Here is a 15,365-nt window from a genome sequence, read left to right on the forward strand (position 1 = left end):
ATTATTAGAAGAACAAAAATTAAAGTTTCGTTTTCTTAAGTCTACTCATGGAAATTGATGAAATAGAGCTTCTTAGAAGAGCCGGTAAAATTGCCTCAAAGGCCAGAGACTTTGGCGCAAAAATGATTAAGCCCGGTGTTAAGGTTATTGATGTCTGCAATGCAGTAGAGAAGATAATTGAGGAGGAAGGAGCAAAACCTGCATTTCCTTGCAACCTTTCAATTAACGTTGAGGCTGCCCATTATAGTCCCATCATAAATGATACTAAAATTATTCCAGAGAATGCTGTGGTTAAGCTTGATATAGGAGCCCATATAAACGGTTACATTACAGATACTGCTGTTACAGTATCATTGGACCCTAAATATGATAAATTAGTTGAAGCCTCTAGAGAGGCTCTACAAGCTGCAATAAGAACCATAAGGAATGGTGTAGATATCGGAGAAATTGGTAGACATATTGAAAGAACGATTAAAAGTTATGGCTTCAAGCCCATAAGAAATTTAGGAGGACATTTAATCAGACGATATGAATTGCACGCAGGTATCTTCATTCCGAATGTTTATGGTAGGGGTTTAGGGAAAATTATGGAAGGTAATACATACGCTATCGAACCTTTCGCAACCGATGGAGAAGGGTATGTGATTGAAGGCAAAGAAGTAACTATTTATTCTATAAAGAATTTGAATACTAAAAGTCTTACTGAAGAAGAGAAGAAATTCTTAACCTCAATATATGAAAAGGTGAATATGGTTCCTTTCAGTGAAAGATGGTTATCTAACATGGATGGCAATCCTGATAAAGTTAGGGAAATGCTGAAAATTTTGACCAGGAAAGGCGCCCTTAGGTCATATCCTGTCCTCCTAGAGGCTAAAAAGGGTACTGTAGCTCAATTTGAGCACACAGTATTAGTGTTGAAAGATAGAGTGGAAGTAATTACCGAATAAAAGTTAATTAAGAACCCAATAGATATAATAGCAAGTGGAAATAAGATGTATGCTATAGTTTTGGCTCAACAATCTTCATCCACATCTGAATTTGGGAGTGCATACTATTTTATAACCTATATACTGTTCTTTGCAGTTATAATACTGACTGCCTTACCAGGAGTACAGATTAGACTTCAAATGTATTGGGCTTCTATGGACATTGAAAGAGGTCTGACTAGGGTAAAGAGAGTCTTAGATAGTACTGTATCTAAAACTAAACAAATTCTTGAGAAGAATGGAGCCTCTAACTCTGATGAGATTACTAGAAAATTTTCAGACATGTTTACAATAGACCCTGTTAATGTAGAACCTACTGATATCATAAGCAGGATGAGATTACTTTTGAGAAGTACTGAGGATAAAATTAAACAAGTGATTAACGTTTCTATACCTACTATAGATCCTATGAACAGAAGTAAAATACAGGTTTCAGCAGAAATTGTTAACACAGTCAATATAATTTACAAAGTAATAAGGCATTATCTTCTGTTAGGAAGGAAGTTACAAAACTATTACCTATTACTTCAGTTACAAATGATTGTTCCTATGTTGGTTAGGATGGCTGAGACCTATGAGAAGGCTCTTGATGTCTTCCTTCAAGGCGTTCCTGTGGGAGACTCACTTGGACCACTAGTTGCTTCAAGATTTCTTATGAATATATCCGAGAAATGGTCTCCAAGTAGAGAAATGATTGCCGGTACCACCGTTTATGAGGGGAGAAGACTAGTGATATTGAAAGCAGAAGGACCAATGGCAACCGTAGGGACGCCTGGTGAAGCCGTAGAGAATGTTATAGGCAAATTAAATGGCAGTGTATCAAGGATAATAACTGTTGACGCTGCAGCTAAGTTAGAAGGTGAAGAGACAGGTGAAATAGCAGAAGGTACTGGAGTGGCTATGGGAGACCCAGGTCCTGAAAAGATAGCTATAGAAAGAGTAGCTGTTAAGTATAATATACCAATAGACGCAGTGATAGTAAAAATGAGCATGGAAGAGGCAATAACTGCAATGCCTCAGAAAGTTTATGAAGCAGCAGATAAAGTGGTGGAAATGATAAAGAGAATGATAATGGAAAGGACTAAACCAGGGGATACGATAATACTTGTAGGAGTAGGAAATACAGTAGGTGTAGCACAGTGAGTCAGCAAGTGCAGTCTCCTCAGATTATAACTATCTTAAAATGTCTCAAGTGTAATTATTCCACGGAGAGACAATTCAGAGATGGAGATTTCGTTACCAAAGTTGAGGGAGCTTGTCCTACAGATGGAGCTCCTTTATACATTTGGGGGATATATGCCAAAAACGTAGAGCAAAAAAATACTAATCAACAGAAGAGTATTAAATAAGATACTTTTTTAAGCAACTGTATCCTATAATATATTGCCTACCCGGTCATAGTGAGCGGGTAACACCCGGACTCGTTTCGAACCCGGAAGTTAAGCCGCTCACGTCAGAGGGGCCGTGGGATCCGAGAGGGCCCGCAGCCTCTCTGAGCTGGGATGGGCGTTCTATTTGATTTATAATCTATTATTAAGATAAAGTATTTCAAATGAAAAAAGTATTTGACGAGATTCACGGCTACATAGAACTTAACGATATGGAAACAAAAATAATGGATTCACCTGTTTTTCAGAGACTCAGAAGGATAAGACAAACCAGCCTAGCTTTTTTAGTCTATCCTGGTGCAATGCATACTAGATTTAGCCATTCTTTAGGTACATTCCACCTTGCTACTAGAGTAGGTAATAGGCTTATAAATGAAGGCCATATAAACCATGATGAGGCTCTACTTCTTAGACTAGCATCACTTCTTCATGATATAGGACAATTTCCATTTAGTCATTCTCTTGAGCCTATATACATATCTAGGGACAAGGTGAGTAGTTCCGTCATAAGAGACTTTATCATTTATTCGGATAAGGAGATTGAGGACGCATTGGGGGAATATTCTATGGACAAGAAACAGATAATAGACATATATAATACCTCATCTATGTTAGGCTGTATAATAGATAGTGATGTAGACATAGATAGAATGGATTATTTACTTAGGGATTCTAGGCACACAGGGGTTCAGCTAGGTAATCTGGATTTAGAGAGATTAATTGACACAGTCTCCTATAATGAAAATAAAATCATTAGTATAATAGAAAAAGGTCTAAATACATTAGAGAATTTTTACATTGCTAGACTTCATATGTATCAGGCAGTATATTATCATAAAACAATTTTAGGTTATGAATTATATATGCGTGAACTCTACAGGCAAGTTATGGAGTACTGTTGCCCAGAAGTTTTGACATGGAGTTTTCTTAGAGAGAGTATACAAACTGATTCGTTTTCATGTTGGGATGACGAATGGGTCTACTCTAAGTTATATTCAGTGTTATCAGATGAGAACGCACCTGATCAATTGAAGTTTAAGATAAAGAATTTTCTTGATAGAAAAGGTCCTAAAATGGTTTATGAAAATGTTTCCTTTAATGATTTTCAGCGTTCAAGTATGGAGATGAGCGAGATTGTGAGTAAACTTCAAAAGTATGGTATACCAGAGGACTCTGTGTATCCCTTTGAAGAAGTTATAAGAATAATAGATAAGAGTAAGCTCAGAGTAAATTCTAAAAAAGGACAAGTGAAGAGTATAGTTGAATTACAAAACACACTTTTAAATAGTATACCAAATTCAATAACCATAAGACGTATATACGTAGACTATACTTATGCTAAGAGAGCGAGGGAATTAATTCCTTGATAAGGTTAATTTTAACAGATGTAGATGGAACTCTGACCTTTGATAGGGATACATACAATATAGATCTTGACGCCGTAGACCTACTGAGGAAAGTTGAAAAGAAGGGCATTAAAGTGGGTCTTGTTAGTGGTAACTCTTATCCTGTCTTAAGGGCGCTATACACTTATTTTGGATTTAATGGTGGGATTGTTGCGGAAAATGGGTGTATAGTTTATTTTCATAACCAATTGAAAGAAGTTTGTGAAAGAGTTGACAGGAATTTAATATCGGAATTTGAAAATAAGTTTGGGGTTAAGGGAAGCTGGCAAAATCGATTCAAAGTATGCGATTTCAGCTTTTACCCGCCTATACTTAAAGACGAAATGGTAAGATGGGCATTAGATAAAGGTTTATACATAAAGACCAGTGGATATGCGGTACACATTTCAAAATCAAAACGTGGTAAGGCTGAGGGAGTTAGGGAATTAATTAAAATGCATGGTTTAGATAAGGCTGAAGTGGTAGGGATAGGGGATTCTAGCACTGATATAGAATTTCTTGAAGAAGTAGGTATTAGGGTTGTCGTGGGGAATGCAGATGAAAGTCTCAAAAGTATAGGGGATTTTGTAATGCGTGAAAAGAGTGGAAAAGCTGTAGTAGAATTTATTAAAAAAGTTATTACAGGTGAAATTAATGAGTAATGACATAAGAAATCTGGTTTACAAATACGCTCTCCATAATGCATATACACATAATGGTAAAGCTAACGTAAATGCTGTTGTAAGCAAGATATTTGCAGAGAGACCAGAGTTAAGGAGTAAGGCAAAGGATATAGTGGAAATTGCTAAAGAGTTAGTAAACTATGTTAATTCACTAGATGTGGAGAGTCAGAAAAAGGAGTTAGAGTCAAAGTTCCCTGAAATGCTGGAAGAAAAGAAGAGAGAAAAAGAGTCTAAGAAAGAACTTCCTGATATACCTGTATCTGGAGTGCTTGTGACTCGTTTTGCTCCTAATCCCGATGGTCCTCTTCACCTTGGAAACGCTAGAGCAGCTATAATATCTCATGAATACGCTAGAATATATAATGGTAAATTTATACTTCGATTTGATGACACTGATCCAAAAACGAAGAAACCTATTCCTGAGGCTTATGATTGGATAAAAGAAGACCTGAAATGGCTAGGTATAAAGTGGGACTTAGAAGTAAGAGCCTCAGCAAGATTAGAGACCTATTATAACTTTGCTAGGATATTGTTAAGTAAAGGGTACGCATATATTGATTTATGTAAGGAAGCTGAGTTTAAAGAGAGAAGGAGTAAGAGGGAAGCATGCCCTCATAGGGAGACTTCACCTGAGAGTAACTTAGAACTGTTTGAGAAAATGATTCATGGTGAATTTGAAGAAGGCAAAGCTGTTGTTAGACTCAAAACAGATCTAAAACTTCCAGATCCTTCACAGAGAGACTGGGTGCTCTTAAGAGTTATAAATGTTAAGAAAAGTCCACATCCTATTGAAGGAGATAAGTATTGGGTATGGCCCACATATAATTTTGCAAGCGCTATTGATGATTACGATTTGGGTGTGACACACATTTTCAGAGGAAAGGAGCATGCTGTTAATGCAGGAAAACAGAAATGGATCTATAACTATATGGGCTGGAAATATCCTTACGTTAGGGAATTTGGTAGACTAAAGCTTGAAGGATTTATGATGAGTAAATCAAAGATAAGGACTGTAGTTGAAAAAGGTGTTAGTATAGACGACCCTAGGTTACCAACACTGGCTGGGTTAAGGAGAAGAGGTATTCTTTCAGATACCATCAAAGAGATCATAATTACAGTTGGTCTAAAGGAGACCGATGCAACGATCAGTTTTGACAATTTAGCCTCTACAAATAGGAAGAAATTAGACAAAATAGCAAAGAGACTAATGTTTGTAGAATCTCCAATGGAGTTTACTATAGACATTCCACAGCCTATGTTGGCTAGAATTCCATATCATCCATCCAATCCTAATGAATACAGGGAGATTGGTGTAAATCCCGGAGACATTATCCTGATAAATAAGGACGACGCTAAGGATAAGGTATTGAGACTAATGGAATTATGTAATGTTACGGTAAATGAGGACAAGTTAGTCTACAATAGTAAAGGCATAGAAGATGCTAAGAAATTAGGTATGAAGATAATACAATGGGTAAAGAAGGATGAAAGTGTTCCGGTTGTAATATTGCGTCCTGATCCAGAAAAAGGTATTGAAACCATAAATGGAGTGGGAGAAAGTGTGATTCGAAGTTTGAATAAAGGCGAGATAGTTCAGTTCATTAGATATGGCTTTGTAAAGGTCGATGAGATAAGTACTGATGGGCAAGTAACAGTCATATTCTCCCATGAATAACTTTTTAATGGATAGAGACAATCTATTTTCGCGTGACGAAAAAGAAGGAGGATGAACGCTATGTCTAAACCCTCATATGTAAAATTTGAAGTTCCACAAGAATTAGCAGATAAAGTATTAGAAGCTGTAAAGAAAGCAAAAGATTCAGGAAAGATAAAGAAAGGTACAAATGAGACTACAAAAGCTGTCGAAAGGAGCCAAGCCAAATTAGTGGTAATAGCTGAAGATGTTCAACCTGAAGAAATTGTAGCGCATTTACCGTTATTATGTGAGGAAAAGAAAATACCATATGTCTATGTACCATCAAAGAAATCTCTAGGAGAAGCCTGTGGATTACAAGTTGCAGCAGCTTCCGTAGCATTAATGGATCCTGGTGAAGCTAAAGACCTAGTGGATGAGATAGTTAAGAGAGTTAATGAGATAAAAGGTAAAAGTAGTTGAAATATTTTTGTTGTTAGCCAATATTTTTAATCCTCTTCGTCTCATACACATAAATGATTTTTTTGAAAGAGTAGAGAAATAGATTCTGGAATAATATACACCCATTATTTTTAGTATCTATAGAACACTCCTCTATTCTTAGGGATTTGGAAAAATTAGGTATTAATATTCGTCCTTCAGTTTAATATATACTATAAATCTCTTATCTAAGGTTGTTTAAACCTACATTAATTTTTAATTATTTATGAAAAATTTCAGAAATTTTGACCTATTACATATAAATTATAAACGATCTTAAGCCAAATTTAATCTGGAATGTTTTATACTTTATAGTACAAAACGATAGGTATTTACTTAATGTAATCACCATAATCAAAGTTAGTTTAAGAAGCGTATATTTAAATCAAAACCTATATTAAATCTTGCAATAAAGGATATGTTAGTTTATGGACCCGTAGCTTAGCCAGGACAGAGTGCTGGCCTGCGGAGCCAGTGGTCCCGGGTTCAAATCCCGGCGGGTCCGCTGTGGGGGATTCCCCCAGCACTCCCACTGCTAACGTAAAATTCCATGACCTTATCTAAAGGATCCAAGTAAGTTTCCTTTATCTCGTCGTTTACCGTTTCCCAATCTATATACGTAATACCGCCCTTTAATCTCACGTTTAATATAGTTACCGTATTTATAATGCCTCCTCTCTCCCATTCTGACGCCCCGTATTATGGTTGCCAATTCTCGTTTATAGGTATTGGTAACTCGTTAAAAGTTACGAGATTTTACGTAGAGTTCAAACTTTGCAGTAAGAACTTCTGTACTACGCAGAAAATTGAATAAACTCCCTGGCTTTAAAAATCTCGTTAAATGCGTATAAACTTTAACAAGTCAACATTTCGCTATAATGTTCATCGAAGCGGTCAAAACTCTTGTTCTTAATCCTAAAGCACCTTATTGGAATTCTAGGCATTTGTCGCCTGAGTATAGAGTCAACGTAGTTATACTACTTTAAAATAGAACTTACTAGTTACACATAGCCATTATTTACAAGTCTTTCTACAACACCAATCCAAATCTCTGGTTTAAAGTACATTAAGACCATACAGCATACTAAATTTATCACGGCTAGTACTATGCTCCCTAAAATGGATATAAGTCCTATTACAGTCTCAATTACAGCTAATGCTATAATTGACAATAATGATATGCTTGTTCTCACGCCTATCCTAGCAGGAGACGACTCTACGTTAGTCTCTCTTGCCTGTGGTAATTTAGAATAAGATGCCGATATCCAACCTAGGGGACATATTAAGAGCGGAATAGATAATATGACAATGTCAATTGAAATCTGAGAAGATATCAACAGAGCTATAGACGGCGGTAACAATGTTATCCATGATAATAATAACCTAACGTACATCCTATTTCTTATGTAAGTAACATAGTCAACATTTACGAAGTTTATCCAAAGCCTTTCAGACTGTATGGTTGTACTCGAGTATATCGAATACATAATTATAACGTATAAGGGAATGACGTGTATGACAGAAGAAGAATTCCGAAATGCGACTAAAACTGCTGTAACTATGAATGAAAGAGGTAATAGAATCAATAAGACATTTCTCCTAACATAAGCATAGGTTGAAGTTCCTCCCCAATTATATCTCATTACAAATCCTCCATACACTGAGGTATAGAACAAAAGGCCCAGTATATTTTTAGGTAATTCTCTACTACTCTCAATCCTCTCTTTTTTGCCTAAACGTGTAATACTATAATTTACTGATAAGCCGTAAGCATTATTATAAATCCTCATCGATGATTTAGGTATAGTCGCTAAGACTGCACCAAGAAGTATACATAAACCTACAGTGTAGTATATTGAGGAATTGGTTATAGCTTGTATTGGGCTTATTAATGGGTATAGGAAAGAGGTTATTATTGTATAACCTACAATAAGGAATCCTATAAGGTAACGTAGACTGTTCTCATAGGTAAGTAATAAGGTGGATAAGTAAGATAGAAATAAGCATAGTAGAGCGGTATTTAAAAGGTCTATTATACTTCTTACAAAGAAAATTGAAGAATATAATAGAAGAAATATTAGAAAGAGAGAATCTGCGAACCCCTTCAGAAAAAGTATATAGTCTGCCCTTTCCTGGCTTGTTAATATAAAATTTATTTCACTTATGGTCATCCTTAATCCAAATATTACATAAAATAGCAGGAGAAAAGATAGGTAGTAGACGTAAAAATAATTAGATAAAGCGAAGGACTTTGATGAATACGTATTTATATGAAGTTCTAGGTTTACAAATAAGGCAAAAAGGACTAGAATCAGAACTAAAAATATAAACCCCTTGGTGTATCTCTGCTTTAAATAATAATATAGAAGTTTTAAACTTCTCATAAACTATCGCCGATTAATCTAGCTACTACTTGTTCAATTCTTTCGTTCTCGCCAGCTAACTTTTTGAGTTCAGTCATTCCGCCCTGCCAAATTACTTTACCCTTTGTTATCAGTATAATTTTGTTCGTTAGTCTTTCCGCTATACTCATGATATGAGTTGAGACCAGCATTGTAGAGTTCATCGAGTTTAGAAGATTTATCACTCTTTCTTGTGTTGGTATATCAAGGTAGTTTAAAGGTTCGTCAAGTAGTAGTATAGCTGGTTCATGTATTATAGCCATTGCTAGGGCAACTTTTTGTCTGTTTCCTCTAGATAAGGAGGAAACCGTTTTTCTCTCGTACTCCCATAGCTCTAATACATCAAGTAAATGGTTTATTCTCTCTTTCAGGTTATTTATATTTCTAAGTATTCCGACGTACTCTAGGTTTTCCCTTACTGTAAGATTTAAAAATGGGACAGCGTCCTCGGGAAGAAAACCGATATTGCTCTTAGCTTCTCTTGGATTTTTTGATATATTAAAACCTTTTATCTTAACTATGCCCTCATTAGGTCTGAGAAGACCTGCCAGTATTCTTAGAGTTGTAGTTTTTCCTGCACCATTTGGACCTAGAAGGGCAACTTTTTCTCCACATCTAATAGAAAATGTCAGACCATCTAGAGCCTTAAAGGAACCATAAAATTTAATCAGTCCATCAACTTCTATACAGTCTAACACAATTACTTATTCACATAGTCAATATTTAAGTTTGTGGAAGGAAAATAAGAGAAACCAGTAATTCAAGTAATCTAGCCATTTATATCAAGTCAAAGTTATTAAATAGAAATTTTATCATTATTTTGAAGAAATTTCCTAAAAATACGCCTACTTTGTCTCCGAGCAGAGCCCTTCAAGTTTATATCGTAATTCTACCTAATTTATATATTGTATATGTCCAAACAAGCAACACTCTTTGATTTTTCGATAAAGAAGAATGAGAGTAAAGAGCAGGCTAATCAAGAGAATGTAGAGGTACCTAAACAAACCGCTAATAGGACGAGGATAGAGTGGATAAAGGAAGCTGAGGACGGAAAAGTATATTTCTTATTACAAGTTGATTATGATGGTAAAAAGTCACGTGCAGTTTGTAAGCTTTATGATAAAGAGGGTAAGAAAATTTACATTATGCAAGATGAATCAGGTCACAAACCCTACTTTCTCACTGATATTGATCCAGATAAGGTTAACAAAATAACTAAGGTTGTAAGAGATCCTTCATTTGATCATCTCGAGCTCGTAAACAAAGTTGATCCTTATACAGGAAAGAAGATTAGACTTACTAAAATTGTTGTTAAAGACCCATTAGCTGTAAGAAGAATGAGGAGCTCCTTACCTAAGGCATATGAAGCTCACATAAAATACTATAATAATTACGTATACGATAATGGCTTAATTCCAGGACTAATATATAAAGTTAATAAGGGAAAGCTTACACAGCTTAATCCTGAACTTAAAGGAGAGGAAATCAATGAAATCAAGAAAGCTTTCTCTGACGCTGATGAGATGACAAAAGAGACGGTTAATGATTGGATACCTATCCTAGAGACTGAGGTACCTGATATAAAGAGAGTATCGTTAGATATAGAGGTTTATACTCCAAATAGGGGAAGAATACCCGATCCTGAAAGGGCTGAATTCCCTATAATTAGTGTTGCATTAGCTGGTAATGATGGTAGCAAGATCGTTTTAGCGTTAAAAAGAGAGGACGTAAATTCTGATTTTAGTAAGAAAGATGGCGTCCAAGTGGAGATTTTCAATTCTGAAAAGAAACTTCTAGCTAGATTATTCGAGATAATCCGAGAATATCCCATGCTACTAACCTTTAATGGTGATGATTTTGACATACCATACATATATTTTAGAGCCTTGAGACTTAATTTCACTCCTGAGGAGGTTCCACTGGATGTTGTAAGTGGTGAGGGTAAGTTTTTAGCAGGTATTCATATAGACCTCTACAAATTTTTCTTTAACAGGGCAGTGAGAATATATGCTTTTGAAGGTAAGTATAGTGAATACAGCCTAGATGCAGTTGCTACCGCCTTGCTGGGCATTTCTAAGGTTAAGCTTGATACGTTCATTAGCTTTCTGGACATAGATAAGTTAATCGAGTATAACCTCAGAGATGCTGAGATCACACTTAAACTTACTACTTTCAATAACAATTTAGTACTAAAATTAATGGTATTATTAGCTAGAATATCAAAACTAGGATTAGAAGAATTAACTAGAACCGAAGTTTCGACATGGATTAAGAATCTGTATTATTGGGAGCATAGAAAGAGAAATTGGCTTATCCCACTTAAAGAAGAGATCCTTGTAAGATCAAGCCAAGTTAAAACGGCTGCTGTTATAAAGGGTAAAAAGTATAAGGGAGCTGTTGTCATAGATCCTCCTGCAGGAGTATACTTTAATGTGGTAGTATTAGATTTTGCATCGCTGTATCCATCAATAATAAAGAATTGGAACATTAGTTATGAAACTATAGATATTGATGAGTGTACGAAAAAGGTATGGGTTGAAGACGAAACTGGGGAGAAGCTACATTATGTGTGTATGGATAAACCTGGAATAACAGCAGTGATTACAGGACTAATAAGGGATTTTAGAGTTAAAGTTTACAAGAAGAAGGCAAAGTACAGTAATATATCTGAGGAGCAAAGATCATTATACGATGTTGTCCAGAGAGCTATGAAGGTATTCATTAATGCCACTTATGGTGTATTTGGAGCAGAGAACTTCCCGCTATATGCTCCTGCAGTGGCAGAGAGTGTGACTGCCATCGGAAGATATATAATAACCACAACCTATAAACAGGCTGAAAAGCTCAATCTCAAGGTAATTTATGGAGATACAGATTCGCTCTTCTTGTACAATCCAACTAAAGACAAGTTGGAGGAGTTAATAAAATTCGTGAAACAGAATTTCAATTTAGATCTAGAGGTCGATAAGTCATATAAGTACGTAGCATTTTCAGGATTGAAGAAAAATTACTTTGGTGTATATCCTGATGGTAAGACTGAAATTAAAGGAATGTTAGCTAAAAAAAGAAATACACCGGAATTCATAAAGAAGGAGTTCGCAGAAATAAAGAATATGTTAGCGTCCTTAAATTCGCCAAATGACATTCCTGAGGTAAAGAATAAGCTGGAAATTAAGATAAAGGATATATATAATAAACTTAGAAATAAGGGATATAATCTTGATGACTTAGCATTTAGAATAATGCTATCAAAACCTTTAGATTCATACACTAAAAATACACCTCAGCATGTTAAGGCTGGTTTACAACTTAAAGCATTTGGTGTGAATGTCTTACCAAGAGACGTTATAATGTTTGTTAAGGTTAAAAGTAAGGATGGCGTAAAGCCTATTCAGCTTGCTAAAATTTCAGAAATAGACATAGAAAAATATGTGGAAACGCTAAGAACTACGTTCGAACAAATACTTAAAGCATTCGGAATTAGCTGGGATGAAATAGTATCTACAATATCAATTGACTCCTTCTTTGGGAGTAAGAAATGAATGATGGAAGGGAGAGTATTAAATTAAAATATAATAATAATTATTTTTATTCTTCTTCATCATCCATATCTTCTTGTTCTGTTGGTTCTGGTCGTTCTAATGATGTTACTTGTTTTGCATAATCTTCTAATTCCTTCTCTGCATTTTCATCTATATATGGAGACACTATATAGACTTTTTTATCGCGATAATCAGATTCAACCCATTGATTATCGAAACTTATTATATAAACTGGTATCTCAGCTATTGCTTCAGTTTTAGTTCTAGATTTTAGAAAGTCCTTTATTATTTCGTATAACTGTGGCTTAAGTGGAAGTGGTATTTTAACCTCTTGTGTGTCCTTTATTATAGTGAAGTCTGAGCTTCTTTCATCCCATTCTCCTAAAGCATCGTTAGCTATTTTTACAAGTATGTTTCTAAGTCCTCCATCAACTACCTCTTTTTTAGAGATATTTCCTTCTTCACTTCTTAACACTAAGATCTTCACTTATGTTCACCAACTATGTATAAATATACTAGATGTGTCATATTACCGTCTTCTACTTTTATCACTTCTTTTGGAATCCATCCTCTTATTTCAAATTCATGAGATACTATTCTGGTTCCAGGCTTCAATTCTTTTTCTAGTTTTGGCTTTAGCATTTCATTAACATTTGTCAACAAGAACATTGTTAGTACAGTTGCCTCGGAGAGATCAGCTTCAAAAAAGTTACCTTTCACAGCAAAAGCTCTCCCGACTACGTTACTCTTGTTTATATTTTCGAGTGTCTCTTTTAATCTTTCATCGTTAATTTCTATGCAGACTGACTTCTTTACTTCAAAATCTTTAGCTGCTGTAATTACTACTCTACCATCTCCGCATCCAAGATCATAAACTGTGTCTTCTTTTCCTGCTTTTGCGATCTCTAACATTCTTTTTACTACTTTATCTGGTGTTGGAACGTAAGGGACATGTGGTACGTAACTCACGTTAGTCACTTATTGTATGTTATTGAGAGCTAATATTTTTAATTTTGTCAATTACTTCCTGTTTGCCTTTATCTATATCTGGCTGGAAAGTCGTAGGATTGAAAGGCATCTGTGTAAGTACTGGCTGTACTTTACCGTCAGTAGTCTCAATGAATAATTGAGGTAAGAATGGCATTCCAAAGTCGTCCTTCTCGCCAAAGTCTGTAACGAACACGTAATCTTCTACTTTGACTTCCTTTTCAATTCCAAGTTCTTTACTCACATCTTCTAATATCTTTGTAAATGCCTTATGCATAGGATGGTTTTCTGACGTAACTAAAATCAATTTTTTAGCTTTCATGTTCCCAGTAAAAATCAATTGATTTGCTTATAATGGTGTTGGTTATGCTTACAAGAATACGAAAACAATCCAAGAAAATTCTATTGCCTATTGCTAAAGCACTAATTAAGATTAAAATTAATGCTAATACTATAACTTTTATTGGTCTGGTTTTATCTTTAATTTACTTGATAGTTCTAGTTTTCTTTAAAAATCCTATCTTAGGGTTAGTCCTATTATTGCTGTCTGGATTCATGGATGCTATAGATGGAGAGGTAGCTAGATTATCAGGTTCAGCTGGAAGCAAGGGCAGTTTTCTCGACAGTAGTTTAGACAGAATTGAGGATATGAATTATATTTTAGGTCTCTTAGGCTTAGGTTTTCCATCATTATTGGTTGGCTTATTGGTAGGTATATCTATTACTATTTCTTATCTTCGAGCCAAGGCTGAATCGTTGGGGCTTAAAAAAATAGAAGGCAGAGGTTTGATTGAAAGGGGAGAGCGTATAATAATACTGTTTGTAATATTACTAGTTTCAATATTCTCAGTACTTATTTCATTATATATAGCATATATTTTCCTTATACTCTCGATAGTTACAGTAATTCAGAGGTTCATTTACATTTACTTTAATCTTAGCTAAGAAGACGTCCGTAATATAATTCGAGAGGATTTTTAACTCCGCATTCAGCAATGCATAAATTGAGTTTTTTCATTATTTCGCATGAATAAACGATATATCTCTCCCTTCTGTTTCCCCTAAATTTTGCTACTAACTCTTTATCTAATTCATCCGTTACTTCATTAACGTTTACTGAATACACAACTAGAATCCTTTTCTCTTCATCTGTCAACTCTTTTTTCTTTCTTAGTTCTACGATACAAGGGGGTGTTTTTCTTCCTCTTAATTCATCTGCAATCTTTTTAAGATTATCAGGAATTGTAGGTAATTTGATGGAGCTAATAAGATCTATTATTTTAAGCCTAATCTTTTCTCTGAGTAATCTAGTTAGATCCGCCTTGTTAATGTAGACCTTTCCATTAGTCACTATACGCTTGTTTAATTTAAAGTTCTCGTTGATTCTCTTTATTTCTCTAATGTGAAATAAATAGTCTGTTAAGGGAATGCTGAAAGGTAGTATTATATTTCTTTCTTTACTCTTATCTTTTATTGAAAATTTCAACTCATCTTTACTTACATTAACTCCTAAAAGTTTCCCTATTTCTAGAATATTATCAGGATTCTCTTTAATTAAGTCACCTTCGATAAGTTTACTCTCTTTTTCAGCTATATTTTCCGTAATACTTCTATTATTCAATAAAGCAACTATCAATATGAGTGAGTAAAATACCAGTACGGAGTTTCTAACATTAGAAAAGCTCTCAACTTTTTCATCTTTTATAATCTTTTCAAGTCTCTCTTTTGCTACCTCGAGGTATTTGCTTTCTAAAATGTCCTTTAAGGTCACTCCTCCACCGAATTTTTTCAGCTCTTCTCCGATATCTTTGAGAAAAGGATATTTGGAAAAGTCTATTGTAGGCACTTCATTAACTAT

At 34.9% G+C, this 15,365-nt stretch carries 16 protein-coding genes, 1 tRNA gene and 1 rRNA gene; 11 read left to right on the forward strand and 7 right to left on the reverse strand.

Going from position 1 to position 15,365, the window contains the following annotated elements:
- Positions 1 to 47: 47 nt before the first annotated feature.
- From SUSAZ_07200 to SUSAZ_07240, 9 genes are all read left to right on the forward strand, one after another.
- Positions 48 to 947, forward strand: a complete 900-nt coding sequence (locus tag SUSAZ_07200; GenBank protein ID AHC51747.1) for a methionine aminopeptidase — start codon at positions 48 to 50, stop codon at positions 945 to 947.
- Positions 948 to 992: 45 nt separating this feature from the next.
- A complete protein-coding gene (locus SUSAZ_07205; protein AHC51748.1) occupies positions 993 to 2,129 on the forward strand; it encodes a hypothetical protein in 1,137 nt (378 codons plus the stop codon).
- Entirely contained in the window at positions 2,126 to 2,335 is a 210-nt protein-coding gene (locus tag SUSAZ_07210) for a hypothetical protein (GenBank protein AHC52540.1), read from the forward strand. Before SUSAZ_07205 ends, SUSAZ_07210 begins: the two co-directional genes overlap by 4 nt.
- Before the next feature lie 38 nt (positions 2,336 to 2,373).
- Positions 2,374 to 2,492: ribosomal RNA gene (locus SUSAZ_07215) — 5S ribosomal RNA — on the forward strand.
- Positions 2,493 to 2,538: 46 nt separating this feature from the next.
- Positions 2,539 to 3,741, forward strand: coding sequence for a phosphohydrolase (locus SUSAZ_07220; protein ID AHC51749.1), 1,203 nt, complete (start codon positions 2,539 to 2,541; stop codon positions 3,739 to 3,741).
- Positions 3,738 to 4,421, forward strand: coding sequence for a phosphoglycolate phosphatase (locus tag SUSAZ_07225; GenBank protein ID AHC51750.1), 684 nt, complete (start codon positions 3,738 to 3,740; stop codon positions 4,419 to 4,421). Before SUSAZ_07220 ends, SUSAZ_07225 begins: the two co-directional genes overlap by 4 nt.
- Positions 4,414 to 6,117: a glutamyl-tRNA synthetase gene (locus tag SUSAZ_07230; GenBank protein AHC51751.1), complete on the forward strand. Its 1,704-nt coding sequence runs from the start codon at positions 4,414 to 4,416 to the stop codon at positions 6,115 to 6,117. The genes SUSAZ_07225 and SUSAZ_07230 overlap by 8 nt, the downstream gene beginning before the upstream one ends.
- A 60-nt stretch (positions 6,118 to 6,177) precedes the next feature.
- The gene (rpl7ae, locus tag SUSAZ_07235) at positions 6,178 to 6,558 is read left to right on the forward strand and encodes a 50S ribosomal protein L7 (protein AHC51752.1); all 381 of its coding nucleotides are present in this window, start codon (positions 6,178 to 6,180) and stop codon (positions 6,556 to 6,558) included.
- Between the two features lie 448 nt (positions 6,559 to 7,006).
- Positions 7,007 to 7,081, forward strand: a tRNA-Arg gene (locus tag SUSAZ_07240).
- Here SUSAZ_07240 and SUSAZ_07245 read toward each other — a convergent pair.
- From SUSAZ_07245 to SUSAZ_07255, 3 genes are all read right to left on the reverse strand, one after another.
- Positions 7,063 to 7,218 carry a hypothetical protein gene (locus SUSAZ_07245; GenBank protein AHC51753.1) on the reverse strand — a complete coding sequence of 52 codons (156 nt, stop codon included), beginning with the start codon at positions 7,216 to 7,218 and terminating at the stop codon, positions 7,063 to 7,065. The two genes, SUSAZ_07240 and SUSAZ_07245, sit on opposite strands and share 19 nt — an antisense overlap.
- Before the next feature lie 359 nt (positions 7,219 to 7,577).
- Positions 7,578 to 8,960: a hypothetical protein gene (locus SUSAZ_07250; GenBank protein ID AHC52541.1), complete on the reverse strand. Its 1,383-nt coding sequence runs from the start codon at positions 8,958 to 8,960 to the stop codon at positions 7,578 to 7,580.
- Positions 8,957 to 9,676, reverse strand: a complete 720-nt coding sequence (locus SUSAZ_07255) for a multidrug ABC transporter ATP-binding protein (GenBank protein AHC51754.1) — start codon at positions 9,674 to 9,676, stop codon at positions 8,957 to 8,959. Before SUSAZ_07255 ends, SUSAZ_07250 begins: the two co-directional genes overlap by 4 nt.
- A gap of 213 nt (positions 9,677 to 9,889) precedes the next feature.
- Here SUSAZ_07255 and SUSAZ_07260 point away from each other — a divergent pair, with 213 nt between their 5' ends.
- On the forward strand, positions 9,890 to 12,520 hold the full coding sequence (locus SUSAZ_07260; protein ID AHC51755.1) for a DNA polymerase I: 2,631 nt from the start codon (positions 9,890 to 9,892) through the stop codon (positions 12,518 to 12,520).
- Positions 12,521 to 12,566: 46 nt separating this feature from the next.
- Here the strand turns inward: SUSAZ_07260 and SUSAZ_07265 are convergent, their stop codons facing one another.
- Genes SUSAZ_07265 through SUSAZ_07275 form a run of 3 tightly spaced genes read right to left on the reverse strand, consistent with a single transcriptional unit; the run spans position 12,567 to position 13,829 of the window.
- A complete protein-coding gene (locus SUSAZ_07265; GenBank protein AHC51756.1) occupies positions 12,567 to 13,007 on the reverse strand; it encodes a hypothetical protein in 441 nt (146 codons plus the stop codon).
- Positions 13,004 to 13,498 carry a 50S ribosomal protein L11 methyltransferase gene (locus tag SUSAZ_07270; protein AHC51757.1) on the reverse strand — a complete coding sequence of 165 codons (495 nt, stop codon included), beginning with the start codon at positions 13,496 to 13,498 and terminating at the stop codon, positions 13,004 to 13,006. Before SUSAZ_07270 ends, SUSAZ_07265 begins: the two co-directional genes overlap by 4 nt.
- 10 nt (positions 13,499 to 13,508) lie before the next feature.
- Positions 13,509 to 13,829, reverse strand: a complete 321-nt coding sequence (locus tag SUSAZ_07275; protein ID AHC51758.1) for a hypothetical protein — start codon at positions 13,827 to 13,829, stop codon at positions 13,509 to 13,511.
- Between the two features lie 44 nt (positions 13,830 to 13,873).
- Between SUSAZ_07275 and SUSAZ_07280 the strand changes: the two genes are divergently transcribed.
- The gene (locus SUSAZ_07280; protein AHC51759.1) at positions 13,874 to 14,452 is read left to right on the forward strand and encodes a CDP-alcohol phosphatidyltransferase; all 579 of its coding nucleotides are present in this window, start codon (positions 13,874 to 13,876) and stop codon (positions 14,450 to 14,452) included.
- On the opposite strand, the gene SUSAZ_07285 is transcribed toward SUSAZ_07280, so the two are convergent.
- Positions 14,445 to 15,344: a DNA primase large subunit gene (locus tag SUSAZ_07285; protein AHC51760.1), complete on the reverse strand. Its 900-nt coding sequence runs from the start codon at positions 15,342 to 15,344 to the stop codon at positions 14,445 to 14,447. The genes SUSAZ_07280 and SUSAZ_07285 overlap by 8 nt on opposite strands.
- Positions 15,345 to 15,365 lie beyond the last annotated feature (21 nt).

The organism is Sulfolobus acidocaldarius SUSAZ (genome assembly GCA_000508305.1).
Lineage (GTDB): Archaea > Thermoproteota > Thermoprotei_A > Sulfolobales > Sulfolobaceae > Sulfolobus > Sulfolobus acidocaldarius_A.